Source organism: Actinoplanes cyaneus (assembly GCF_016862095.1).
GTDB lineage: Bacteria > Actinomycetota > Actinomycetes > Mycobacteriales > Micromonosporaceae > Actinoplanes > Actinoplanes cyaneus.
This window is the reverse complement of the sequence record NZ_BOMH01000037.1, coordinates 149,964-171,769: the sequence shown is the minus strand read 5'-3', so window position 1 is coordinate 171,769 and position 21,806 is coordinate 149,964. Positions and strand designations below refer to the sequence as shown.

Genomic DNA, 21,806 nt, shown 5'->3' with positions numbered 1-21,806 from the left:
CACCTGTGCTGCCGATCCGGCTTCTTGACGGCCGCTTGACTTCAACCCAGGTGGAGTTCTTAGCGTCCCTGGCATGCATCGGGTCGACAGCGAGGAGCGGATGATGGACGAGGTCACGCAGCGAGTGGCACTGGACGACCCATCGGCTCGTACCACTGCGGAGAATGTCGCCAGGGATCTGGCGGCGCAGTTGCAGCGAGGCGGCGACACCCTGGACGCCGACGCCTACGACGCCTGGTTCGCCGCCGACATCCTCTGGGGCAGTCCGTACGGGGCGACGCTGACAGGCTTCGCGGGGTTGAACGCGATCCACCATCGGATGATGGACCCGTCCGGGCCGCTGACCACGCTCCCGGCGCCGGCCTCACGTTTCGAGGTCGTGTCGGTCCTGGCGCCCGCGCCCGGCGTCGTCGTGACGCAGATCCGCCGGCAGGCACTCGTCGCGGACGGCTTCTCCGAGATGGCGCTCTACGTGTTGATCGAGCGCGAGGGCCGGTGGTGGCTGGCCGCCGCTCAGAACACCCCGATCCGGCAAGCCGCCCGCGTCCCGGGCGACTGAACCACCGTGCCGGTGGGATCTTGCCCGTTCCAGGCGTTACAGGTGCGCGAGCCAAGGATGTCCCGGGTGCACGCGGGCGAGCAGCCCGGCCAAGGTCGCGCGCTGGTCCGGGGTCAGGTGCGGGACGGTCTGCTCGAAGTCGGCCTGGTCCTTCGGGCGTGCGTTCTTGGCCTTGAAGAGCAGGACCAACTCCGGCCTGAGGTACGGAACAGCGTCCTCGGTGTAGCGGATGATCTCCCGGTACGGGAACCGGACGGTCGGGTCACGCCGGCAGATCCAGGTGTCGCCCCGGTGTGGCTCACGGAACACGTCGACCAGGTAGTCGCCGGTGTCCGGGTCGCGTAGCCACGTCTGGTGCGTGGCCGCGAGCTCCTCCTGTGTCGCGTTCTCCCACAGGTGGCCACTGCCCACCGTGTCGAAGACGTAGCCGGGGAAACGCCCGCGGATCTCAGTGAAACTCGCGGCCGGGATCGCGATCTCGAGGTCACCGTGCTCGCGAGTCTGCTCGCCGCGGAACAGGTCCAACGCCCAGCCCGCGGCCACGCACCAGGGCGTCGCCGTGCCGGACAGGCGGGGTGCGATCTCGCCCGGCGTCCAGCACGACGACCATCTGGCCGGCAGGGCGTCGATCTCGGCCGGTGTCAACTGATGGCCACCGGCGGGCAGGTGCTCGCTCACCTCAGGAAATCTAGCCGCGACGTCGACGGCCCCGGGCGACCTGGCTGAGCAGGAGGGGCGTTCAGGAGGCGAGCCGGGCGACGAGGCCGTGGCGTGGCGCGGCCAGTTGGGCGAGCAGGAAGGCGCCGGTCAGCGTGAGCACGATCGTGCCACCGACCGGCAGGTCCCAGGACCAGGACAGGTAGAGGCCGATCACGGTGCCCCCGGCGCCGATGGCAGGGGCCAGGATCATCATGACCGCGAGCCGGTCGGTGAGCAGCCGGGCGGTCGCGGCCGGGGTGACCAGCAGCGCCAGGACCAGGATGTTGCCGATGGTCTGCACCGCCATCACCACGGCTAGGGTGACCAGGACGTAGAGCAGCAGGTCGAGCCAGAAGGTCCGCAGTCCCAGGGCGCGGGCCATCTCCCGGTCGAGGGTGACGGCCACGAACTCCTTGTGCAGCAGGAACGCGGCGAGCAGGACCGCGATCGTGGTGCCGCCGACAACGTACAGGTCGCGGTCGGGGATGCCGGTGATCGAGCCGAACAGGAACTGCTGCAGCGACCCGGCATACCCGGGCGCGCGGGAGATCACCACGATGCCCAGGGCGAACGCGGCGACGAAGAAGATGCCGATGACCGAGTCCTCCTTCAGCCGCCGGTTCTGGGCGAACACGCTGACCAGCAGGGCGGTGACGATGCCGGCGACGGTGCCGCCGACGACCAGGCTGCCGGAGAACAGGAACGCGACGGCCAGCCCGGGGAAGACGGCATGTGCCACCGCGTCACCGATGAAGGCCATTCCTCGCAGTACGACGTAGCACCCGACCACTCCGCACATCGTGGCCGCGAGCACGGCGATGGTCAGCGCCCGGGGCAGGAAGGCGAGGTCCGGGTTGGTCAGGTCGGCCAGGAACTGTAGGGGTGACATGTCAGCCTCCGACCGGTAGGGCGAGTGCTTTGAGCAGGTGGCTGCCGGGGCCGACGTCGAAGGTCCGCATCCAGATCGCCGGGTCTCTCAGGTCGGCGGCGGGCCCGTCGGCCACGACGGTGCGGTTGAGCAGGACCAGCCGGTCGCAGGTGTACGCGGCGGCGGTCAGGTCATGGGTGGCCATGACCACGGCACGTTCGGCGGCGATGGTGGTGAACAGCTCGGCCAGCGTCTCCTGGGCGGGCATGTCCAGGCCGGTGAACGGCTCGTCGAGCAGCAGCACCGGCGGCGACAGCACCAGCGCGCGGGCGACCAGGACCCGCTGACGCTGACCGCCGGAGAGTTCCCCGACCGGACGTTTGCGCAGGTCGGTGAGGTTGACCTGGTCGAGGGCGTGCCAGACCGCCTGCCAGTGGGCGACCTTCGGGCGACGGAACAGGCCGATGCGCCAGACCAGGCCGCTGAGCACGGCGCTCTCGACCGTCGCGGGGAAGTCCCAGGTGAACTCGTGGCGCTGCGGCACATATCCGGGGCCGGCGCCGGCAATGGTCACGGTGCCGGCCTTGAGGGGAATCAGCCCCAGGGCCGCGCGCATGAGGGTGGTCTTGCCGGCGCCGTTGGGCCCGAGCAGGCCGACGAACTCGCCGGCGTCGACGCGCAGGTCGACATCGTGCAGGACGGGGCGGCCGCCGAGGTCGGCGTGTACTCCGGTCATCTGCAGCGCGGCGCTCATCGGCCGGCCCCGTGAGTGCGTTCGGCGCGGCGGCGCACCGCGGCTTGACGCGCGGCCAGTGCGGCGATCAGCAGCGCCACCAGGAGACCGGTGCCGAGCAGGAACGGCAGATGGTCCGTACGGGAAGAGTCGTCGCCTGCTGGAGCGGCGGCGGCCCGGACCGATCCGGATGGCAGTGGGCCGGTGAAGGAGGCGTGCAACGCCTCGTCCGGATTCGTGGCGTCGCCGACGGCCAGGCGCAGGAGTGTGTCGGTGCTGGCGGTGGTGCCGTCGGCGAGGTCGGCGGTGACGGTCAGGGCGAGCAGGTAGGCGCCGGGTCTGCCGAAGACCCAGTTGGCGTGGGTGTGGGTGTTGGTCTCGACCCAGAGCGGCTGGGGGAACGGCTTGGCGGAGCTCCACAGGACCTGGGGCGCGCCGAGGTTGCCCGATTGCAGGAAGACGGTGACGGTGCCCGGGCCCTGGACGCCGCGCAGGCTCATGGTGACGCCGCGGTCGATCGCTGTCAGGACGCCGGGGTCCTGGGTGTTCCAGCCGATCCAGACCACGCCCTGGTGTTCGGTCTGCGGCACGACGTGCACCGGCGTGCCCGCCTTCTCGCCGAGGAACGCGTAGGCCGGGTCGTCGGGAACGGGCTGGCCGGCGGTGTCCCGCACGCGCAGGACGGTCTCGGCCGGGTCGCGCCAGACCGAGGGGATCGTGTGGTCGTCGTGGATCTGGACCGTCCAGGTGCCGTCGCGGTAGCGGGGCCCGATGTCGACGTGACCGGTGTCCAGGACGGCGCGGCCGGTGGCCTGGGCCTGGTTCGGGTCCAGGGTCTGGGCGAGCCCGCCGGTGGGTGCGGGGACCGTCGGTGTGACGGCGAGCAGGGCGGCGGTCAGTGCCGCGGTGACGTGCGTGAGCAAGGTGTGTTCCCCGTCAGGTCAGGCAGTGTCGGAGGGAGTCGGCGTTGAATCGCATCATCGCGACGTAGCTGGTCACCCGGTCGTCGAAGGCGTCGCCGTAGATGTCGCAGACCTTCACGTGGTTCTGCTTGGCGACCTCGACCAGGGTGGAGGAGCGGGCGCGCAGGTTCGGTTCCAGGAAGACCGCCGGGATGCGCAGGTTGCGCAGGGTCTCGGTGAGCCGGCGCCGGTCGGCCAGGCTCGGCTCCACGGCAGGGTTCGGCGTGACGAACCCGGCGACCGGCAGGTCGTAGGCCTTGGCCAGGTAGGCGAACGCGTCGTGGGTGGTGACCAGGTGCCGGCGCGACGCCGGAATCGCGGCGATCTGGTCCCGTACGTAGGTGTCGAGCGCGGTGAGCTCCCGCAGGTAGCGGTCGGTGTTCGTCCGGTAGGCGGCGGCGCCGGCCGGGTCGGCGCCGATCAGGCTGTCGCGGATCAGTTCGGCGTACGCCTGCGCGTTGCGCACGTCCTGCCACAGGTGCGGGTCGATCTCGCCGTGCACGTGCCGGCCCAGCACGGCCTGCGGCAGCTGGTGGATGTGGGTGCCGGGGCGGCCCAGAAAGCGCAGGCCAGGCCCGGCGGGCACCTCTCGCAGGGCTTTGGCGGGAACTTCGACGACGGTACGGGCGGGGTCGAGCCGCTGGTCATCCGACGAGTAGTACAGCTGCCCGGTGTCGATGTCGGTGGTGATGTCGGTGTGCCCGCCGCGCAGCACCGTGGCGCCGGTCATGCCGGGCACGGTGGACGGGTCGACGCCCACGGCGAAGGTGAAGGCCTGCTCGCCCAGCGGCAGCGGCTTGCTGCCGGAGGTCACTGCCAGTTCGGCGCGCAGGGTGAGCCGGTAGACGCCGGGTTCGGTGAAGGCCCAGCTCATGTGGGTGTGCGCGTCCGGTGGCAGGGTCATGGTGTCGTCGCGGAAGCCGTTGGCCGCCGCGAAGCCGTCGCCCGAGTCGAGGAACACGTCGGGGTTGCCGAACGACTCGGTCAGATACGCGGCCATCCGGCCCGGCCCCGTCACGGCTGTCGCCGAGACCCGGATGTCGGACGAGCGGGTCACGCCCGGTTGCCGGCCCGTGCCGGTGGCGCGCATGCCGAGCCAGACGGTGTCCAGGGAGACGTCCTCGACCAGCGGGACGATCTCGGCGGCGTATTTGGTGGCGCCTTCGGCCAGGGAGATCTGATCGACCCCTTCCGGCAGGTTCGCGTCGAGGGTCTTGATCACGCTTTGCGCCTCGAGCAGCAGGTAGTTGCTGAACGCCACGTCGGCGTAGACGACGTTGCGCACGTCGCGCAAGGTCGGCTCGTACAGGTGGGCGTCGGCGTTGTCGGGGACGATGGCGTCGACCAGGACGCGGTCGCCGCCGACGTTGCGGACCAGGTCGGCGAGCAGCCCGGTGGTGGTGACCACCTGCAGCCGGCTGTCGGCGCCGGACAGCGCGGGCGGGGCCGAGCAGCCGGCCGCGGTGAGCGCGAGCAGCAGCGTCGCGGCGAGTCGCTTCATCTACAGTTCTCCCACGTGGGCCCGCTCCAATTCCGGTGGAGCGGGCCCACACTGCGGTGGTTACGGCAGGACGGTGAAGGTGTACGTCTTGGCGCCGGTGCTGACGGTGGCGCCGGTGGCTGCCAGCTTGCCGGTCACCTCGAACGTGACGCTGTACGTGCCGGCCTGGGTGAAGCCCCAGTTGGCGTGGGCATGCACGTTGCGCGCCACGGTGAGGGCGTCCGGCAGGCCGTCGCTCGAGTCGAACAGTTTGGCCGGCGTGCCACCGGAGACGGTGTAGACACTGACGCTGCCCGACCCGGTGACGCTGGTGAGCTTGACCGACACGCTGTTGTTCTGCAGCACGCCGGCGGGCACCTCGAGGGTGTTCCATCCGGCGTAGAGCAGCCCGGAACTGCTGGACTGCGGCAGCACCCAGGCGGTGGAGCCGGCGGTGCCGAGGAACGACCAACCGCTGCCGCTGGGCACGGTGACCTTCGCGGCGGCCGGGACGCGCAGTTCGACGTCGGCGGGGTTGCGCTCGGCCTCGGTGCTGCCGGTGGCGTCGTTGAGGCTCAGCACCAGCGTGCCGGCGGTGTAGTCGACGTCCAGGACGTCAACGTGGCCGCTGCTGAGGGTGACCGTCGCGGCCTGGGCGGGGCTGATCAGGGTTCCGGCGATCAGCAGGCCGGCGAGGACCGCCGCAACCCGCTTCACGGCTGCACCACGAAGGTGTAGACGGCCGGCTCGGAGGTGACCGTGGCGCCGGTGGCGGCGACCGTGGCGGTGGCCCGGACCTTGAGGCGGTAGACACCGGCCTTTTGGAACGCCCAGTTGGCGTGCTGGTGTGTGCCGGTGGCCAGGCTCACGGCGTCGGGCAGGCCGTCGCCGCTGTCGATCAGGATGCGCGGGGCACCGACGGCGTCCTCGGTGTAGACGGCGAGCCGGCCGGGACCGGTCACCTTCTGCGCGGTGAGGGTGACCGTGTCGTTCGCGAGAGCGCCGGACTCGATCTCCTCGGTGGACAGGCCGGGCCAGAGCAGCTTCTCGGCCTGGATCTCGGGAAGGATCCAGACCGGGGCACCGGCGGCGCCGAGGAAGTTGAACGCGGCATTGTCCGGGACGGTGGTCTTGGCGGCCCTCTTGACCAGCAGGACGACATCGCCGGGCTCGTGCTCGACGCCGGGCTCGACGCTCTCGTCGTGCACGCCCAGCTCGAGTGCGCCGTCCTCGAACTCGATGTCGACGACGTCGACGTGACCGGAACTGAGCACCGCCGGCGCGGCGTGTGCCTGGGCCGGGACAGCGCCGGCGAGCAGGGCAGTGGCCAGGATGCCACTTCCCAGCAGCAGACGGATGGGTTTACGCAAGGGATTCTCCTTCTTCTCACGGCCGGAGGGCCCGGCCGCGACGTTGACACTAATGGTTTTCATTTTCATTAGGAAGGTCTCATGTGGAGGCGTGATGTTGCTCGCCCCGGCGGCGGCGGGTGACGACGATCAGGAACGCGCCGCCGGCCGCGAGGAGCAGGCCGCCGGTCGCGATGGAGAGGATGTCCGTGCCGGTCTGGGGCAGCTTGCCGCCCGCCGATCCGGTGGTCGTGCCGGTCGTGGAACCGGTGTTGTCGCCACCGCCGCCGGCAGTGGCGCTGGGGCCGGCGGTGGTGCCGCCACCGGTTCCGGTCGCGTCGCCGACGGCGAAGGTCAGTGTCCGGGTATCCGAGACGGTCTTGCCGGCCGTGGTGGTGGCGGTCATCTCGACGGCGAGCCGGTAGGTGCCCGCCTCGGTGAAGGCCCAGTTGCCGTGCGCGTGGGTGTTCGGCGGGATGCTCAGCTGCTGAGGCAGGCTCCTGGCGGAGTCGAAGACGACCTCCGGGGCGCCGAACGAGCCGGTGAGGAAGAGCTTGACGGCGCCGGGACCGTCGACCTTGCGCAGCCGCCAGGTGACGTTGCCCTTGGTGCCGCTGATGATCGACTCGTGCTGGGTGTTCCAGCCCGGCCAGACGATCCCGGCCTGTTGTGACTGCGGCAGCAGATAGACCTGGTCACCGGCTGCGCCGAGAAACGCGTACCCGGAACCGGACGGCACGGCGATCTTCGCCTTGTCGCTCACCTTGAGCGTCACGTCGGCCAGGTCACGCCAGGTGGCCGGCGTGGTCGAGTCGTCCTTGAGCCGGATGGTCAGCGTGCTGCCGCTCAGTTGCGGGCCCATGTCGACGTGGCCTTCGGAGATCACCTTGCGGCCGGCTGCTGTTGTGCTTGCCGCGGTGGTGGACAGGGCCTTCGCCGCGGCGGTGGCATGCGACGGCTGCCCGGTGGGCGTGGCTGCGGCCGCCTGCTTGGCGGCTGCCGCGGGAGCCGTGGGAGCCGTGAGCGCAGGCGTGGCGGCGGCCGGCGCTGTCGTGCCGGCGCCGGGAACCGTGACGGTGTAAGTGGCCTCGTCCTGTGTGGTCGTCGATCCGGTGCGCACCGTCGCCCGCAGGGTCAGCCGGTATTCGCCGGGGGAGTCGAACATCCACACCAGGCCGCCGGTACGCCGTCCGGCCGGTACCGGGGTGCTGGTGCGGCTGTCGCTGTCGAGCAGCAGCGCGGGCCGTCCCCAGTTCGACAGCGTGTAGGCGGCGAAGGACCCGGGTCCGTCGGCGGAGACCAGTTCCAGGGCCACGTCGCCGGCCACGGCGGTGGTGTCGATGGCGGGCAGGCCTTCTCCGCCGGCCAGCGACCAGACCGTGGTCCCAGGTGGGCCGAGGAACGCGTATGCGGGGTCGTCGGGCACGGTGCCGGCCGGTTGTGCCGCGGCGGTGAACCGCAGTTGCGCCGGATCGGTGTCCTCGGCCTGACCGTGTTCACGGAAGTTCAGTAGCAGTTTGCCGGAGTCCACCGACAACGCGATCAGATCCGCACCGGCGACCTGCGGGCTTTGTGGTCGGGCCGCGGCGGGCGCGCTGGCGGGCAGGGTGGCGATCAGTGATGCGGTGGCGGCTGCGGTGCGCAGCCCGCGCCGCTTTCTGGGCGTCATGAAGGTCCTTCCTCGGCGGAGATGGCTTGTTCGCGCCCACGTTGCTCGGCTGCGGCGACGGCCTCGCGCAGCGCCCGCCGGCGGCGCCGCCGGGCGAGCAGCCGGCCGACGACGATGGCCGTGACCAGGGCCAGCAGGCCGAGCTGTGACCAGGGGATCAGCCACACCGTGTGCTGCGACTCGGCCCGTGCCGGGGCGGGGTCGATGGCCCGGCCGCCGGCGGCCGCCGGCAGCACCGAGACGGCCAGTTGCTCACGCAGCAGCGGCGGGACCCCGTCGAGGCGGATCGAGGTGCGCAGCGAGCCGCCCGGCAGGACTTCCGGGACGGCGGCCCCGTTCGCGGAGCGCTCACCCAGCCCGAACGGGCCGTGCGCGTGGACGGACGGCTGCGCGCTCAGACGTACGTTGCCGATGTTGTTGATCGTGAAAGTGGCTGTCAGGTGCGGCAACGTCACCGGATTCCACGAAGAACCGGAGGTGAGCTGTACGTCGGTGACCGTCAGCGCCGGCCGCAGCGGCCCGGTGACACGCAGGTAGATCCGGGTGCCGACCCGGTGATCGACGGTGACCCGCCGTCCGTCGGGCCCGGTGCCGGTGCCGGCGTCGGTCAGGGAGGCGACCACTCCCGCGGCGTGATCGCCGGGGGTGGCGTTGCCGGGGACGGTCAGCGTGAGCGGGATGACGACCCGTGACGACTTCGGCAGGGTGACGGTGGTGCGGGCGAGGGTGACCCAGCCGCCGGCGTCACGTGGCGCGGCGCCGGCGGCGAGCAGGTCGAAGCCGCCGCCGGCGGTGGTGAACGCGTCGCTGGCGTACAGGCGCAGCGTCAGCGGCCGCCGGGAGTGGTTGGTGACGGCGAGGTGGTCGGTGATGGTGGCGCCGGGGTCGAGTTTGTAGTCCAGCGCGGTCCGGCCGTTCGGGCCTTGCGGCCCGGACGGGGTGACCGACCAGGTCAAGGAGTCGTTGGCGGGCTCCGCGGCGACGGGGGTGGTGGACAGGGCAAGGGTTGCGACGGCCAGCAGGGCCGCGACGAGAGGGGTACGCATGAGGGTCTTCCGTCGGCCGAGGGTCGCGGGGCGGCGGGAGGGGGTGGCCACCGCCCCGCGACGGCATCAGATGGCGGTCAGAGTGATGGTGCCGCTGTAGGTTCCGGCCGTGGTGTCGGTCGGCACGCGCAGCGTGAGCGTCGCGTCGAGTTTCGCGGTGCCCAGGCCCTTGCCGTTGGGGGCGGAGGCGAGCGTGGCGCTGCCGCCCAGCCCGGTGCCGGGAAGCCCGGCGACGTAGGGAACGGCGACCGGCCCGGCCACTACGCCCTGCTGGGTGCCCTGCGTGACGACGGCCGGGGCCCAGCCGAGGTAGCTGCCGGCGAACGTCTTGCCGTCCTCGGTGCGGAACCCGTCGGCGACCTGGCCGGCGGCGGTCCAGCCGGGCTGGGCCTCGCGGGTGTCGGTCACGGTGACCGGTTTGAGAGCGCCGTTGCTCTCCCAGCGGTCACCGGCCGCGGACAGGGTGGCCGGTGGCAGGGTGACGGTGCGGTCCCCGGGATCGACGCTGATCACGAGGGCACCGTCGGCGGCGTTGATGGTGGCGGTCACGGACTTGGCGGTGCTGCTGCCCTCCTCGGGGAGGGCGACCCACAGCCAGACCGACTCGGCGGTGGCCGTGACGGTCGTACCGTCGTAGAGCTTGACCAGGTACTCGGTGGCGTTGAGGGCCCGGGTCGCGGTGAAGCTGTACGACGCGCCGGTCTCGCCCTCGATCGGGCTGAACTCGGCGTCGTCCGGCCGCTTGCTGAACCACTGGTACCTGGTCAGGGCGCCCTGCGGTGTCTGCACCGCCTGCAGGATCACGGTGTCCCCGGGCTGGTACTCGTCGGCCATGCCGGAGACGGCCAGCTCGACGTCGTGCCCGCCGGCCGGGGCAGCGCCGACGACGAAGCGGTAGTCCACCGGTCCGGTGGAGACCTTCGTGCCGTCGGCCAGGGTGGCGTCGGCCTGGAACGTCAGCGTGTAGGCGCCGCCGGCCGAGAACACCCAGCCGGCGTGAGCGTGGGTGTGCACCGGCACGTCGAGGCGGTCGGGCAGGCCGTCGTTGCTGCGGAACTTGACGTTCGGGATCCCCAGCGAGGTGGTGTCGAACAGGGTCACGTCACCGGGGCCGTCGGCGCCGACCAGGCTGATCGTCACCTTGTCGCCGGTGAAGACCCCGGAGCCGAGCGCGGTGGTGTTCCAGCCGGGCCACAGCAGCGCCGGGTCCTGGATCTGCGGCAGCATCCAGATCTTGCTGCCGGGTGCGCCGAGGAACGCGAAGCTCGGCAGGTCCGGCACGGTCGTCTCGGCCGCGGGCAGCACCCGGAACGTGACGTCGGCCGGGTCGCGTACCACCGAGGGGCTGATCGTGTCGTCCTTGACCTTCAGCTTCAGCGCGCCGTTCTCGTAGTGGACGTCGACGGCGTCGGTGTGTCCTGCCGACAGCACCACCGCGTCGGCGGCCAGCGCCGGGGAGGCGTCGACCAGGGCCGTGGCCAGCAGGGTCAGGCCCGCGACGGTGGACGCGACCCGTACGGAGGGTCTCTTCACGCATCGTCTCCTTTCTGGACAGTCGACCGTTATTGAAAACGACTGTCGTTTTCGATCGGGGACGCTAGCACGGGCCGTGCGCCGGGGGATACCGGACACCGGCGGCCGGAGCCGCCGGAAGGCGGCGAGATCAGGCGGGTGGGCCGACGGGCTCGGCGATCGATGAACTGATTGTCATCTCGCTATTAGACGATGATTTATGAAAACGATTATCGTTCTGCTCCTCAGCGACAAGGAGTGGAACCACATGAGAATCCGGCAAGGCATCCTCTGGATCGCGTCCCTGACCGCCACGGCGACCGTCCTCGCCGGCTGCGGCTCCAGCGACGCCGACGCCGGCGCGGCCGGGCCCGCAGCTTCCGGTGGCGCACCGCTCGCGGTGGTCGCCACCACCCCCGAGGTGGCCGATTTCGTCCGCAACATCGGCGGCAGCGACGTCACGGTGACCCAGATCATCAAGGTCGGTGTCGACCCGCACGAGTACGAACCCACCCCGGCCGACATCCAGGCCATCGGCGCCGCCAAGGTCGTCGTCAAGAACGGCGTCGGCCTGGAGGAGTGGCTGGACCCGACGATCGAGTCGGCCGGTTTCAAGGGCACCGTCGTCGACTCCAGTCAGGGCGTAGCGCTGCGCAAGGGCGACCCGGGTGACGAGGAGATGGCCGCCGGCGACCCGCACATCTGGCACAACCCGCAGAACGCCAAGATCATGGTCGGCAACATCGAGAAGGCGCTCGCCGCGGCCGACGCCGGCCGCGCCGCCGCGTTCGCCAAGAACCTCACCGACTACTCGGCCAAGCTGGACAAGCTCGACGCCGACAACCAGGCCGCCTTCGCCAAGCTGCCCGCCGGCGACCGCAAGCTGGTCACCAACCACGACGCGTTCGGCTACTACGTCGACCGGTACCAGTTGCAGTTCGTCGGCTCGGTCATCCCGAGCATGGACACCTCCGCGGAACTGTCGGCACAGCAGCTCACCGACCTGGTCACCAAGATCAAGGCAACCGGCACCAAGGCCATCTTCACGGAGAGCTCGCTGCCGCCCAAGACCGCCGAGGCCATCGCGAGGCAGGCCGGCGTCAAGGTGGTGGCCGGTGAGGACGCGCTCTACGGCGACAGCCTCGGCGCCGACGGCACCCCGCAAAGCACCTACCTCGGCGCCGAGCAGCACAACACCCAGGTCATCGTCGCCGCGCTGGCGGGCTGAGATGACGCCGGCCCTGACGTACTCAGCGGTGAGCGTCGGCTACCAGGGCACGCCGGTGCTGACCCACGTCGACCTGGAACTCGCGCCGGGGCAGACGGTGGCGCTGGTCGGCCCGAACGGGGCCGGCAAATCCACCCTGATCAAGTCGATCCTCGGCCTGGTCCCGGTGCTCGCCGGCGCGGCCACGGTGCTCGGCGACCATCCCGCCGCGGCCCGCGGCCGGGCCGGATACGTGCCGCAGACCGACACCCTGGACGCCGACTTCCCGGTCAGCGTCCGGCAGGTCGTCATGATGGGCCGCTACCGCCGGATCGGCTGGTGGCGGCCCGCCGGCAAGGACGATCGCCGGGCGGTGTCCGAGGCCCTCGACCGGGTCGGTCTCGCCGGGCGCGCCGGGCACCGCTTCGGCACCCTGTCCGGCGGGCAGCGCCAGCGGGTGCTGCTGGCCCGCGCCATCGCCTCCGAACCCCGGCTGCTGCTGCTCGACGAACCGTTCAACGGGGTCGACGCGGTCAGCCAGGACGCGATCGTGCGGGTGCTGCGCGACCTCACCGGCAGCGGCACCGCCCTGGTGATCAGCACCCACGACCTGCAGGTGGCACGGGACCTGGCCGACCTGGTCTGCCTGATCAACGGGCGTCAGTGGGCGGCCGGGCCACCCGCCGCGACCCTCACCGAGCAAAACCTGCGACGCACGTACGGCGGGAGCACCATCAGCCTGGCCGACGGCCGGATGGTCCTGGTGGAACCGTGATCGAACCGTTCACCGCCCCGTTCATGGCGCGGGCCCTGACCGAGCTGGCGCTGCTGGCGCTGATCTGCGGCCCGATCAGCGTGTTCGTCTTCGCTCGCCGGCTCTCGTTCGTCTCCGACGCGCTGACCCACACCATCTTCCCCGGCGTGGTCATCGGTTTCCTGGCCGGCGGACTGGAGGGGTTGTTCGCCGGCGCCCTGGTCGCCGGGATCGTCACCGCGGTCGTGCTGACCCTGCTGACCCGCGGCGGCCGGGTCTCCGACGACGCTGCCACGGCCGTGGTCCTGACGGCGATGTTCTCGATCGGGGTGGCGATGGTCTCGCGCCGATCGTCGTACACCTCGGATCTGACCTCGTTCCTGTTCGGCCGGTTGCTGACCGTGTCGCCGCGGCAGATCGCCGAGACCGCCGCGCTGGTCGTCATCGTCCTGATCGCATTGGTGGCCGGTGCCCGGGCGCTGCTGTTCCGCACCTTCGACCCGGGTGGCGCCGCGGCCGCCGGGTTCCGGGTCGGCTGGCTCGACCTGTGGCTCAACATCCTGGTCGCGCTCGTCGTGGTCGCCGCCGTCCGCGCGGTCGGCACGATCCTCGTGGTGGCGCTGCTGATCGTCCCCGCGGCGGCCGCCCGCATGGTCACCGACCGCCTGGTGGTGATGGCGGCCGTCGGCACGGTGCTGATCCTCGGCGCCGGGTACGGCGGGCTGCTGCTGAGCTGGACCGCCTCGATCCACTACGGCGTCTCGCTGACCTCCGCCTCGTCGGTGGTGCTGCTGCTGGTCGCGGCGTACTGCCTGCTGATCCCCGTACGCCTGATCCGTGACCGCCGCCGTCGCACCGTGACCGTGCCCAGGCAAAGGAGCTCCGTGCATGAACTGGTGGGATGACGCCCTGCACCGGGCGACCGCCGAGGTGATCCTCGTCGGCGCCCTGGCCGGCCTGATCGGGGTGCAGGTGGTGCTGCGCCGGCTGTCGTTCTTCACGATGGCGCTGACCCACGCCACCTTCCCCGGCGTGGTCGCGGCCTCCATCATCGGCGTGAACATCCTCGTGGGCGGTGCGGTGGCCGGCGCCGCCGTCGCGCTCGGCGTGGCCGCGCTGACCCGCCGCCGCGGCCAGGACGCGGCGGCCGCCACCGGCGTCGTGCTCTCCGCCGGGTTCGCGCTCGGCGCCGCGCTGGTCGCCACGCAGAGCGGGTTCAGCCGCGACCTGTCCTCGTTCCTGGTCGGCTCGGTCCTGACGGTGACCGTGCAGGACCTGGTCACCACCCTGGTCGCGCTCGTCGTCGTGGGGCTCGTCCTGTCGGTGTCCGCCCGTCCGCTGCTGCTGGTCGGTTTCGACCGGGCCGGCGCGCGGGCGGCCGGGCTGTCGACCGGGGCCTGGGACCTCGTGCTGTTGCTGACCATCGAGGTCGTCGTGGTGACGCTGGTGCCCGCGGCCGGCACGATCCTGGCCCTGTCACTGATCGTGGCGCCCGCCGCGGCCGCCCGGCTGTGGACCGACCGGCTGCCGGTGATGAGCGTGCTCGCCGTCGTGTTCGCCGTCGGCAGCGGACTGGCCGGCCTGTGGGCCTCCGGCCGGTTCGACATCGCCGCCGGCGCCGGCATCTCGCTCACCGCGACGGCGGTCCTGCTGCTGTCCTGGCTCCTGACCCGCCTGCGGCCGGCCGTGTCGCCGGGCGCCGCGGGCCGCACCGAGGTGGCGCCGGCATGATCGCGCCACCGGTGGTCAGCGGCATCGCGCTGGAACGCGCCGTGGAGGCGATGCGCGGGATGGCGTACGAGCATCGCCTGCATATTCTCGTCATGCTCCGCGCCGGCGAGGCGACACCGTCGGAGCTGGCCGCCACGCTCGAGGTGCATCCCACAGTGGTGGCCCACCATCTGCGCCACCTGGTCGACGCGCATCTCGTGCGTCGCCGGCGCAGTGGTAAGCGGGTGCTCTACTCGCTGCCGGACGAGGCGACCGCCCGGCTGATAGGTGACGTGCTGCGCTACGCCGGCGTCTGATCCGCACGCCTCCGCGCATGGCGGCGTGCGGGGGACCGCCGTCGGTGCTCGCCGCTACGGTGGGCGGCTATGGCGATGGAGATGAACGACCCGAAGCAAGTCATGACCGCACTACGCGGCACGGCGCTCGAGGGTCACGAGGTGCAGGAGGGACCGAGCGGCACCCTCGTCGTCGAGGGACCCGACAGCACCGCGATGCTGCCGCTGTGGCGCGCGGCCCGGGAAGCGGTGCCCGTGACGGGGCGCTGGCCGGTCATGACCGACTTCGAGGATCTGAAACCCGAACCGACGCCGGAGGAAGGCGCGGCGTTCGCTGCCGCGGCGCAGACCTCGGATCCGTGGACGATCTTCGGCGACCCTCGTGGCGACTACGAGGCATGGCAGATCACCGACTACCTCGACGCGTGTCTGGGGTCGGGTGCGGGCCGCCGCGACGATCCTCGGCTGACGGGGATCACCCAGGGAGGACTCGACCGGTGGGTCTACGAGCAGATGCTCGCCGACCCGGCCCTGGCTGCCCGCGGCATGGCCCGCGCGGCACAGCTGAGCAGTACGAAGAACTGGTACTCCGACTCCGATGTACGACTGGTGCTGTTGCCGACGCCGGCGCAGTGGCTCGCCCCGCAATGGCTGTTCTACTACGGGGCGGAACGCGACAGGGGCCCCGAAGCGCTGGGCGCCGCGATCCTGCGGTGGGAGCAACGGTGGGGCGCACAACTGGTGGCGTCCTGGGGCACCATGCTGCAATTCCTTGCCACGCGTCCGCCGGTCGACCCGGAGGATGCGTGGCAGCTCGCCGGGGAGTTGATGACCGTCGGCAGCAGCCTGCAACACGAGCGGTGGGAGCTGGCACTGGCGCTGCCGCACGGCGACGCCTGGTTCGTACACTGCCGTCCCTGACTCTTCGCGGCGACCGCGGGTTCCCTTCCCGGGCTTCCAGCGGCACTACGGACGGGCCGTGCCGGTGTCGTCGGTCAGCGGGAAGCAGCCGGCGAAGGGGTCGGGCAGGGCCGGCCACCGGTCGGAGCCTTCGGCCAGCTCGGCATCGGTGAGCAGGCAGGAGTCGAGCAGTTCGGTGACGGCGGCGTGATCGAGGTGCATGCCGATCAGCGCGAGCACGGTGCGCCGGTCACCGTAGTACGGATCCCAGGACAGGTCGGCGGCCAGGCGCCGCTCGACGCTGGTCTCGGTCCACCGCTCGACCGGCAGCGCCACCAGCCAGTAGCCGAGGCTGCCCATGCTGACACCGCCGCCGGCGCACTCGAACGCGACGGCCACGTCGGGCTGGCTGGCGATCCAGAGCTGCCCACGGCCGCGCAGCGCCTCCTCGGTCAGGGTCCCCAGTGAATCGTGCAACCGTTGGGGGTGGAACGGGCGGCGGGCCTCGAACAGGATCGAGGTGACCCCGTCGGGGTCCGGGTCGTGCACGGCGATCTGCCGCCCTTCCAGGGCGAGCCCGAGTGTGCCGGGCCGGTGCGGGTCGTGTCGGCGGGTGTTGCCGACGAGCGCTGCCAGCCCGGTGCAGTCCAGGCTGTGGCTGGTGCCGGTCGGCACCTGCACTGCCCACGGCGCGAGCCGGTGCACCAGCGTGCCGAGCCTGCTCAGCTCGAGAGGGTCGGTGTCCGGCCGGCTCCAGAGGATGACCGTGTCGCAGAACTCGACCTGGTGCGCGACGACGTCGGCGACCGCACGGTGGTCGTCCTCGGCGGCGTGCAGGTCACGGTCGCGCAGGTCGTCCGGGCTGGCCAGGTCGTGCAGGAAACTGTCCGCGTCGACCACCGTGACGTACGAGTCGAAGCGCACCGCGTCGGTCACCGGCGCGCCGTCGACCAGGCTGTGCGCGCACGCGGTGGCGACCGTCCCGGGCTCGATCGCGGAGGGGAGAACCAGCAGCACGTCGTGGCCGGGATGCGTGCGGGCGAGCCGGACCAGGGCGGGCAGCACGCTCTCGCGCAGCGTGCAGGACACGCAGCCGTGCACCAGCTCGACGGTGCTCTGCTCGATGAGCTCGGTGGCCGAGCGCACCGTGCGGCGCAGGATGCCGTCGCGGATCCCGGTCAGGTCGTGACTCATCGCCAGGAGCCGGTCGCCGCCGATCAGCACGGCGCGGGCGGCCGCCTGCACGGCGGCGGGGGAGAAGCCGGACAGCACGGTCACGGCGGGCCGCCGATCGGTGCGTGCCGGCGCGGTCGAGGTGGTCGGGTCGATACTCACACCCCCATCTTGTTGGAAATGGTTTTCATTGTAAAGTCGGGGCATGTCCTTCGTCTGTGACGTGACCGGCGCCAAGCCCAGCTTCGGCAACGCCGTGTCCTTCTCCCACCGCCGCACCCGCCGCCGCTGGAATCCCAACGTGCAACGCCGCCGCTTCCGACTTGCCGACGGCACCACCGTGCGGCTCGACGTCAGCACCACCGGCCTGAAAGTCATCGACCGCGACGGCATCGACGCGGTGATGGCCCGCCTCCGCGCCCGTGGGGCGGTGCGCTGATGGCCAGGAGCACCGACGTACGCCCGGTCATCAAGCTGCGCAGCACCGCCGGGACCGGCTACACCTACGTCACCCGTAAGAACCGCCGCAACGACCCCGACCGCGTCGTGCTGCGCAAGTACGACCCGATCGCCCGCCGCCACGTCGACTTCCGGGAGGATCGCTGATGGCCCGGCGTGCTCTCACCGAGCGGGAGTAACGCCGTACCGCCCTGGTGGCGATCAGTTCTTGCGCGAGTGCGTCGTTCGCCATGTCCGGCACGCTAGACGCATGGATTTCCTTGCTTTTCCGAACCGAGCATCACATTGACATCTACCGATAAGAAATACTTGTAAAGGCGGATGTCAAGCGGTTCGCAGGTCCAGGCTGTGCCACATGGCGGCCTCGGCGCTGCCGGTGGACCACCACAGCACGCCCGCCCGGGCGAACGCGGAGCCGGCGCCCGCCGCGATGTCGACGGTGTCGCCGGTGCTGATGTCGTACACGCGCAACCCGGCGACGCCGGTGACATACGACCCCGGGACGGCCTGGGAGAGGATCTCGAAGCGGTCGAGGATCGCGACGTCGGCGACGGCCGCGAGGGTGCCGGCGCCGGCGATGCGCCGCCGGGCGGAGCCGTCCGGGCGCATGAGGTCGATCCGGACCAGTCCCCGGCTGTCGGAGACCATCACCCGGCACCAGACCGGGCTGCACTCGGCCGCGTCGCCGGCGGACGTTGCCACCCGCACGTCGCGGCCGGTGCTCAGGTCCCGCAGTCGGATCTGACCCGACGGGCCGCCGGCGGCGTCGGTCAGCCACGGCCACGTGCTCAGACCCCACGTGCCGGGCTCCTGGCGTACGGTGACCGGACCGCCGGTCAGCGCCACCGACCGGATCTCCGTGACAGCCGGGTCCGCCGCACTCGCCGCCCAGTGCACCCGGCCGCCGGCGATCACCAGATCGTTCTGCCCGCCGTAGAAGACGGCGTTGCCGGTGTCGGCGGTCAACCGGCGGGCGGGTCGGCCGGTCCGCAGATTGATCGACCAGATCGTGATCGGCCCCTCGTCGGCCGACTCGGCCCAGGCGACATCGTCACCGGCCACCGCGAAGTCGTCGAAACCCGGGGCCGTGCCGGTCGGCAACCGGCGAAGCTCGCGCAGGCCGCCGGGCGCGCGCAACAGGAGCCGGGCACGGCTCCCGTCGCGGGTCGGTGCGGTCCCGAGGACGGTGTCGGCGGTCAGGAACAGCTTCGGGTCGAACGTCGTGCCGTCGGCGAGGGTGCCGGGCAGGTCGGCGCGGTGTGCGCCCGGCCATGCGGCGGCGGCGGTGATCGGGCCGGGCGGCGCGGCGGAGTCGCCGCGCTCGGGCTCCGTGGACAGCAGCACGCCGCCGGCGGTCAGCGCGACCAGCGGCGCGGCCACGGTCCGGCGGCTCCGGCGTGGCGGCCCGGCGCTCATCCGTACGGCTGCTTCGGCTTGCGATCTGAGGCCGGCCTCCGGAGTGCCTTCGGACGAGCTCAAGAAAGCGGCCCCCTGTACGCGCCGGAACCGAAGAGGAATGGTCCGGATCAAGACCACAAGATACCTCTCCGTGCGGCAGAGGTAATCACCGATCCACTCGAATGGGTAACCCTGCATGCGTCAACAACTGCTCATATGAAGACCTTTGCATAAGAACGGTGAAGTCACGAATCTGCCGTTTCGCATTCACGGGAGTGCTGCTGTCGTACCGGGCATGGAATGCCGGTCGTCACCGGCCGTCGAAGTAGATGTCGGTGCTCCACTGATCGGCCGGCTGGGTGTGCAGCGTCCAGTAGTTCTCGGCGATTACGTCGGGGTCGAGCGCGGTGCCGGGGGCGATGATGCCGGCGACGGTGACCCCGGCTACGTGCACGCCGTCGGGGGCGAGCTCCTCGGCGAGCATGGCCACGCTCGCGCGGACCCCGACCTTGCCGAGGGTCAGGCTGCCACGCCGCGCCGACGGGTACCGTGCCACCCCGCCGCCGGTGATCAGCACGGTGCCGGAGCGGGTGGCGCGCATGGCCGGGGTGAACACCTGGGCGGTGGTGATCGCGCCGAGCACGTTGATGGCGTACGTGTGCTGCAGGTATTCGGCGTCGACGGACAGCAGACTGTCGAACGTGACGACCGCGGCGTTGTAGACCACGACGGCGGGTGTGATGCGCGTGGAGAGCTGCTGGAGGGCGGCCCGGAAGCCGGCCACGTCGCCGGCATCGGCGGTGAAGGTGCCGACGGTGGCCCCGCCGGCTCGCAGCTCGCCGGCGAGCTCGGCCAGGCCGGCCTCGTTACGGGACACGAGCGTGATCGCGAAGCCTTCGCGGGCGAAGCGGCGGGCCACGGCGAGGCCGAGACCGGGGCCGGCGCCGATGATCAGGGCGTGCTTCGGGTCGAGCGTCTTTTCGGACAAGGTGGTTCTCTCTTTCACAGGTGCGTGCGGAAGTGGTGGAGGGGATGGGTCGTTGCCCCGGCCCGCGGGCCGGGGCAACCGGCGATCAGGCGGCGTGAGCCGCGGCGGCCAGGATCGCGTCGATCGTGACCTGAGGCTGGGAGATCATCGAGACGTGCGAGCCGGCCGCCTCGGTGATCGTCGAACCGGCCCGCTCGGCCATCGAGCGCTGCACGGCGGGCGGAATCACCCGGTCCTCGGTGCCGACGACCGCCCAGCTGGGCAGCGTCCTCCAGGCGGCACTGCTCGACGGTGCGGTGTTGGCGCTCAGCGTGATCGGGCGCTGCCCGGCGGCGATCAGCCAGCGCTGCTCCTCGGGCAGGTCCTGGGCGAACGCCTCGTGGACGGCTGACGGCTTGAGGAACGCCTCGGCGTCACCCTCGGGCGCCCCCGGATAGCCGGCGATGTCGAACACCACGGCCGGGTCGGGGACGTCGAAGGCCGAGCCCGAACCGCCCAGGATCTGGAAGACCGTCTCGCCTTCCGCGGGCAGGAACGCGTCGACATAGACCAGGGCCCGCACGTCGGCGCCACCGGTCGCCGCGTTGGTGATCACCGTGCCGCCGTACGAGTGGCCGGCCAGCACGACGGGTCCGGTGGTGCGCTGGGCCAGGAACGACGAGACGTACGCGGCGTCGGAGGCGATCCCGCGCAGCGGATTGGTCGGGGCGAGCACGGTGAGCCCCCGCGCCCGCAGGGCCGTCGTCACGGCGTTCCAGCTGGACGCGTCGGCCCAGGCGCCGTGCACGAGGACGATTGTCGGTTGTGTCATGTCTTTCCTCCATACGATGGTGGCGGACGCGTGGTGCGTCCAGGTGTCGAGCGGGGCTCGCGGCAGACCACAGAGGTCGGGGCTGTCAACGGCGGCCGTTGCGACCTCGGGACTACCTGGCGGGGCCGGGGTGCCGGGGCCGGTCCCGCTGCTGGTCCTGAAGTTTTGCCAGGCCGTCGAGCGTGCCGTCGCGGCGGGCGCGGCGGAGACGCTGCTTCGAGAGCAGGCCGTTCAGCAACATCTGCACGCTCTTGTTGGCCGGGGTGGTGAACCCGCCGGTGGTATGCGGGGCGTAGATCGCCGTCCGGCCCGACACTTCGAGCCAGCCGGTGCAGAGCAGGTTGGCCAGACTTGTCGCTTGCGGGCCGAAGGAGTGGGCGGTCAGACCGGCGCGGCGGGCACCGGCCGGCAGAAGTCCCTCGGCGGCTCGCAGGTGCAGCCCCTGTTCGCTGTGCCCGGTCACCTCCACCGGCACGATGACCGGCCGGCCGTCGCTGCCGCGGTAGGCGAGGAGTTGATGGGCCAGTTTGCCGGCCCGCCGCGCCACCTTTGCCGTGTCGACGCGCGGCGCGACGCCATTCTTGGGCGGGGTCTGACTGGCCGGTGGGCTGCCGGGCCATGGCTCGCCGTCGACCGTGGCGGTTCCACCGGCTTCGGTGGTCGGCCACGAGGTCGTTCTGCGTACCGCGATGTCGATGACGACCCGCTGCTCGAAGTACTCGCGCAGCATCCAGTCCCAGAAGGCGCCGGACGGGCTGGGGCCGAGGAAGCGCTCGATCGCGGGATTGACGACGGCCAGGCGCTCGGGGGACGGGGTGACGGAGACGGCTGCGTCGCCCTGTGCCAGCACGAATGCCGGGCCGGCAGAGAATCCGTGGTCACGGGTGTGGTAGGCCATGGCCACTCGCGGTTCACGCAGCAATCGCGCCAATTTCCCGTGGAACGCGAGCGACGTGGTGACCGCGATCGATCCCGTTTCCCGGTCCCGGAGACCCAGGGGTGAGACGGGGATCGCGACAGCGCCGCCGGCCGGCGTCAGATAAGCGAACGCGGCGACCAGATCGCCTGCCATTACCTGATCGACGTCATCGGACCATTTCATCACGCACTCCAGCGAATAAGAATTGTCGGCAGGTAAAAAGGCGACCTGGATAGAGCCGGGCGATGTCGTTGCCGCCATCGCTGCGACCATGGCGGCGAGCGTATTCGCCATAGGGTCCTATGTTCAACATT

At 71.2% G+C, this 21,806-nt stretch carries 24 protein-coding genes; 9 read left to right on the top strand and 15 right to left on the bottom strand.

All coding sequences use genetic code 11. The features are described from left to right. Nucleotides 1–73: 73 nt before the first annotated feature. Nucleotides 74–559: a DUF4440 domain-containing protein gene (locus tag Acy02nite_RS24880; RefSeq protein ID WP_239175174.1), complete on the top strand. Its 486-nt coding sequence runs from the start codon at nucleotides 74–76 to the stop codon at nucleotides 557–559. Nucleotides 560–595: 36 nt separating this feature from the next. On the opposite strand, the gene Acy02nite_RS24875 is transcribed toward Acy02nite_RS24880, so the two are convergent. The 10 genes from Acy02nite_RS24875 to Acy02nite_RS24830 all read right to left on the bottom strand — a co-directional run bounded on the left by Acy02nite_RS24875 (nucleotide 596) and on the right by Acy02nite_RS24830 (nucleotide 10,898). Further along, the gene (locus tag Acy02nite_RS24875; RefSeq protein ID WP_203744544.1) at nucleotides 596–1,237 is read right to left on the bottom strand and encodes a nucleotidyltransferase domain-containing protein; all 642 of its coding nucleotides are present in this window, start codon (nucleotides 1,235–1,237) and stop codon (nucleotides 596–598) included. A 61-nt stretch (nucleotides 1,238–1,298) separates the two neighbouring features. After that, complete coding sequence (locus Acy02nite_RS24870) at nucleotides 1,299–2,147, bottom strand: anchored repeat-type ABC transporter permease subunit (RefSeq protein ID WP_203744542.1); 849 nt, start codon at nucleotides 2,145–2,147, stop codon at nucleotides 1,299–1,301. 1 nt (nucleotide 2,148) lies between these two features. Continuing rightward, complete coding sequence (locus tag Acy02nite_RS24865) at nucleotides 2,149–2,880, bottom strand: anchored repeat-type ABC transporter ATP-binding subunit (RefSeq protein ID WP_203744541.1); 732 nt, start codon at nucleotides 2,878–2,880, stop codon at nucleotides 2,149–2,151. Continuing rightward, complete coding sequence (locus Acy02nite_RS24860; RefSeq protein WP_239175172.1) at nucleotides 2,877–3,782, bottom strand: choice-of-anchor M domain-containing protein; 906 nt, start codon at nucleotides 3,780–3,782, stop codon at nucleotides 2,877–2,879. Before Acy02nite_RS24860 ends, Acy02nite_RS24865 begins: the two co-directional genes overlap by 4 nt. Before the next feature lie 13 nt (nucleotides 3,783–3,795). After that, nucleotides 3,796–5,322 carry an anchored repeat ABC transporter, substrate-binding protein gene (locus Acy02nite_RS24855; RefSeq protein WP_203744539.1) on the bottom strand — a complete coding sequence of 509 codons (1,527 nt, stop codon included), beginning with the start codon at nucleotides 5,320–5,322 and terminating at the stop codon, nucleotides 3,796–3,798. A 60-nt stretch (nucleotides 5,323–5,382) separates the two neighbouring features. Next, nucleotides 5,383–6,018: a choice-of-anchor M domain-containing protein gene (locus Acy02nite_RS24850; protein ID WP_203744537.1), complete on the bottom strand. Its 636-nt coding sequence runs from the start codon at nucleotides 6,016–6,018 to the stop codon at nucleotides 5,383–5,385. Continuing rightward, on the bottom strand, nucleotides 6,015–6,671 hold the full coding sequence (locus Acy02nite_RS24845; protein ID WP_203744535.1) for a choice-of-anchor M domain-containing protein: 657 nt from the start codon (nucleotides 6,669–6,671) through the stop codon (nucleotides 6,015–6,017). The genes Acy02nite_RS24850 and Acy02nite_RS24845 overlap by 4 nt, the downstream gene beginning before the upstream one ends. A gap of 79 nt (nucleotides 6,672–6,750) precedes the next feature. After that, nucleotides 6,751–8,319, bottom strand: coding sequence for a TIGR03773 family transporter-associated surface protein (locus tag Acy02nite_RS24840; protein WP_203744533.1), 1,569 nt, complete (start codon nucleotides 8,317–8,319; stop codon nucleotides 6,751–6,753). Next, nucleotides 8,316–9,365: a WxL protein peptidoglycan domain-containing protein gene (locus Acy02nite_RS24835; protein ID WP_203744531.1), complete on the bottom strand. Its 1,050-nt coding sequence runs from the start codon at nucleotides 9,363–9,365 to the stop codon at nucleotides 8,316–8,318. The genes Acy02nite_RS24840 and Acy02nite_RS24835 overlap by 4 nt, the downstream gene beginning before the upstream one ends. Before the next feature lie 66 nt (nucleotides 9,366–9,431). Next, nucleotides 9,432–10,898: a choice-of-anchor M domain-containing protein gene (locus Acy02nite_RS24830; protein WP_203744529.1), complete on the bottom strand. Its 1,467-nt coding sequence runs from the start codon at nucleotides 10,896–10,898 to the stop codon at nucleotides 9,432–9,434. 247 nt (nucleotides 10,899–11,145) lie between these two features. On the opposite strand from Acy02nite_RS24830, the gene Acy02nite_RS24825 reads away from it, so the two are divergent. The 6 genes from Acy02nite_RS24825 to Acy02nite_RS24800 all read left to right on the top strand — a co-directional run bounded on the left by Acy02nite_RS24825 (nucleotide 11,146) and on the right by Acy02nite_RS24800 (nucleotide 15,765). Next, nucleotides 11,146–12,105: a metal ABC transporter substrate-binding protein gene (locus Acy02nite_RS24825; protein WP_203744527.1), complete on the top strand. Its 960-nt coding sequence runs from the start codon at nucleotides 11,146–11,148 to the stop codon at nucleotides 12,103–12,105. A gap of 1 nt (nucleotide 12,106) precedes the next feature. Next, entirely contained in the window at nucleotides 12,107–12,859 is a 753-nt protein-coding gene (locus tag Acy02nite_RS24820) for a metal ABC transporter ATP-binding protein (RefSeq protein WP_203744525.1), read from the top strand. Further along, nucleotides 12,856–13,743 carry a metal ABC transporter permease gene (locus tag Acy02nite_RS24815; protein ID WP_203744523.1) on the top strand — a complete coding sequence of 296 codons (888 nt, stop codon included), beginning with the start codon at nucleotides 12,856–12,858 and terminating at the stop codon, nucleotides 13,741–13,743. The genes Acy02nite_RS24820 and Acy02nite_RS24815 overlap by 4 nt, the downstream gene beginning before the upstream one ends. After that, nucleotides 13,727–14,569 (top strand): metal ABC transporter permease, encoded by an 843-nt coding sequence (locus Acy02nite_RS24810; protein WP_203744521.1) that lies wholly within the window; start codon nucleotides 13,727–13,729, stop codon nucleotides 14,567–14,569. Before Acy02nite_RS24815 ends, Acy02nite_RS24810 begins: the two co-directional genes overlap by 17 nt. After that, nucleotides 14,566–14,865 (top strand): ArsR/SmtB family transcription factor, encoded by a 300-nt coding sequence (locus Acy02nite_RS24805; protein WP_203744519.1) that lies wholly within the window; start codon nucleotides 14,566–14,568, stop codon nucleotides 14,863–14,865. Before Acy02nite_RS24810 ends, Acy02nite_RS24805 begins: the two co-directional genes overlap by 4 nt. A gap of 69 nt (nucleotides 14,866–14,934) precedes the next feature. Beyond that, nucleotides 14,935–15,765 (top strand): DUF4253 domain-containing protein, encoded by an 831-nt coding sequence (locus Acy02nite_RS24800; RefSeq protein ID WP_203744517.1) that lies wholly within the window; start codon nucleotides 14,935–14,937, stop codon nucleotides 15,763–15,765. Between the two features lie 45 nt (nucleotides 15,766–15,810). Here the strand turns inward: Acy02nite_RS24800 and Acy02nite_RS24795 are convergent, their stop codons facing one another. After that, the gene (locus Acy02nite_RS24795; protein WP_239175170.1) at nucleotides 15,811–17,079 is read right to left on the bottom strand and encodes a CobW family GTP-binding protein; all 1,269 of its coding nucleotides are present in this window, start codon (nucleotides 17,077–17,079) and stop codon (nucleotides 15,811–15,813) included. A gap of 43 nt (nucleotides 17,080–17,122) precedes the next feature. Here Acy02nite_RS24795 and rpmB point away from each other — a divergent pair, with 43 nt between their 5' ends. Both rpmB and rpmG read left to right on the top strand, forming a co-directional pair. After that, complete coding sequence (rpmB, locus tag Acy02nite_RS24790) at nucleotides 17,123–17,356, top strand: 50S ribosomal protein L28 (protein WP_203744513.1); 234 nt, start codon at nucleotides 17,123–17,125, stop codon at nucleotides 17,354–17,356. Next, a complete protein-coding gene (gene rpmG / locus Acy02nite_RS24785) occupies nucleotides 17,356–17,523 on the top strand; it encodes a 50S ribosomal protein L33 (RefSeq protein WP_239175168.1) in 168 nt (55 codons plus the stop codon). The genes rpmB and rpmG overlap by 1 nt, the downstream gene beginning before the upstream one ends. Before the next feature lie 177 nt (nucleotides 17,524–17,700). Here rpmG and Acy02nite_RS24780 read toward each other — a convergent pair whose 3' ends face one another. The 4 genes from Acy02nite_RS24780 to Acy02nite_RS24765 form a co-directional block, all read right to left on the bottom strand. Then, on the bottom strand, nucleotides 17,701–18,792 hold the full coding sequence (locus tag Acy02nite_RS24780) for a hypothetical protein (protein WP_203744511.1): 1,092 nt from the start codon (nucleotides 18,790–18,792) through the stop codon (nucleotides 17,701–17,703). A gap of 292 nt (nucleotides 18,793–19,084) precedes the next feature. Next, entirely contained in the window at nucleotides 19,085–19,762 is a 678-nt protein-coding gene (locus Acy02nite_RS24775; protein WP_239175166.1) for an SDR family NAD(P)-dependent oxidoreductase, read from the bottom strand. An 85-nt stretch (nucleotides 19,763–19,847) separates the two neighbouring features. Continuing rightward, nucleotides 19,848–20,573, bottom strand: a complete 726-nt coding sequence (locus tag Acy02nite_RS24770) for an alpha/beta fold hydrolase (RefSeq protein ID WP_203744509.1) — start codon at nucleotides 20,571–20,573, stop codon at nucleotides 19,848–19,850. Between the two features lie 112 nt (nucleotides 20,574–20,685). Next, complete coding sequence (locus tag Acy02nite_RS24765) at nucleotides 20,686–21,786, bottom strand: hypothetical protein (RefSeq protein WP_203744507.1); 1,101 nt, start codon at nucleotides 21,784–21,786, stop codon at nucleotides 20,686–20,688. Between the last annotated feature and the right edge of the window lie 20 nt (nucleotides 21,787–21,806).

What these genes read in the sequence shown, in the direction of transcription:
- Acy02nite_RS24880 (WP_239175174.1), top strand. Translation starts at nt 74, where the DNA reads ATGCATCGGGTCGACAGCGAGGAGCGGATGATGGACGAGGTCACGCAG.
- Acy02nite_RS24870 (WP_203744542.1), bottom strand. Translation starts at nt 2,147, where the DNA reads ATGTCACCCCTACAGTTCCTGGCCGACCTGACCAACCCGGACCTCGCC.
- Acy02nite_RS24865 (WP_203744541.1), bottom strand. Translation starts at nt 2,880, where the DNA reads ATGAGCGCCGCGCTGCAGATGACCGGAGTACACGCCGACCTCGGCGGC.
- Acy02nite_RS24855 (WP_203744539.1), bottom strand. Translation starts at nt 5,322, where the DNA reads ATGAAGCGACTCGCCGCGACGCTGCTGCTCGCGCTCACCGCGGCCGGC.
- Acy02nite_RS24840 (WP_203744533.1), bottom strand. Translation starts at nt 8,319, where the DNA reads ATGACGCCCAGAAAGCGGCGCGGGCTGCGCACCGCAGCCGCCACCGCA.
- Acy02nite_RS24835 (WP_203744531.1), bottom strand. Translation starts at nt 9,365, where the DNA reads ATGCGTACCCCTCTCGTCGCGGCCCTGCTGGCCGTCGCAACCCTTGCC.
- Acy02nite_RS24825 (WP_203744527.1), top strand. Translation starts at nt 11,146, where the DNA reads ATGAGAATCCGGCAAGGCATCCTCTGGATCGCGTCCCTGACCGCCACG.
- Acy02nite_RS24820 (WP_203744525.1), top strand. Translation starts at nt 12,107, where the DNA reads ATGACGCCGGCCCTGACGTACTCAGCGGTGAGCGTCGGCTACCAGGGC.
- Acy02nite_RS24810 (WP_203744521.1), top strand. Translation starts at nt 13,727, where the DNA reads ATGAACTGGTGGGATGACGCCCTGCACCGGGCGACCGCCGAGGTGATC.
- Acy02nite_RS24805 (WP_203744519.1), top strand. Translation starts at nt 14,566, where the DNA reads ATGATCGCGCCACCGGTGGTCAGCGGCATCGCGCTGGAACGCGCCGTG.
- Acy02nite_RS24800 (WP_203744517.1), top strand. Translation starts at nt 14,935, where the DNA reads ATGGCGATGGAGATGAACGACCCGAAGCAAGTCATGACCGCACTACGC.
- rpmB (WP_203744513.1), top strand. Translation starts at nt 17,123, where the DNA reads ATGTCCTTCGTCTGTGACGTGACCGGCGCCAAGCCCAGCTTCGGCAAC.
- rpmG (WP_239175168.1), top strand. Translation starts at nt 17,356, where the DNA reads ATGGCCAGGAGCACCGACGTACGCCCGGTCATCAAGCTGCGCAGCACC.
- Acy02nite_RS24780 (WP_203744511.1), bottom strand. Translation starts at nt 18,792, where the DNA reads ATGAGCGCCGGGCCGCCACGCCGGAGCCGCCGGACCGTGGCCGCGCCG.
- Acy02nite_RS24770 (WP_203744509.1), bottom strand. Translation starts at nt 20,573, where the DNA reads ATGACACAACCGACAATCGTCCTCGTGCACGGCGCCTGGGCCGACGCG.
- Acy02nite_RS24765 (WP_203744507.1), bottom strand. Translation starts at nt 21,786, where the DNA reads ATGGCGAATACGCTCGCCGCCATGGTCGCAGCGATGGCGGCAACGACA.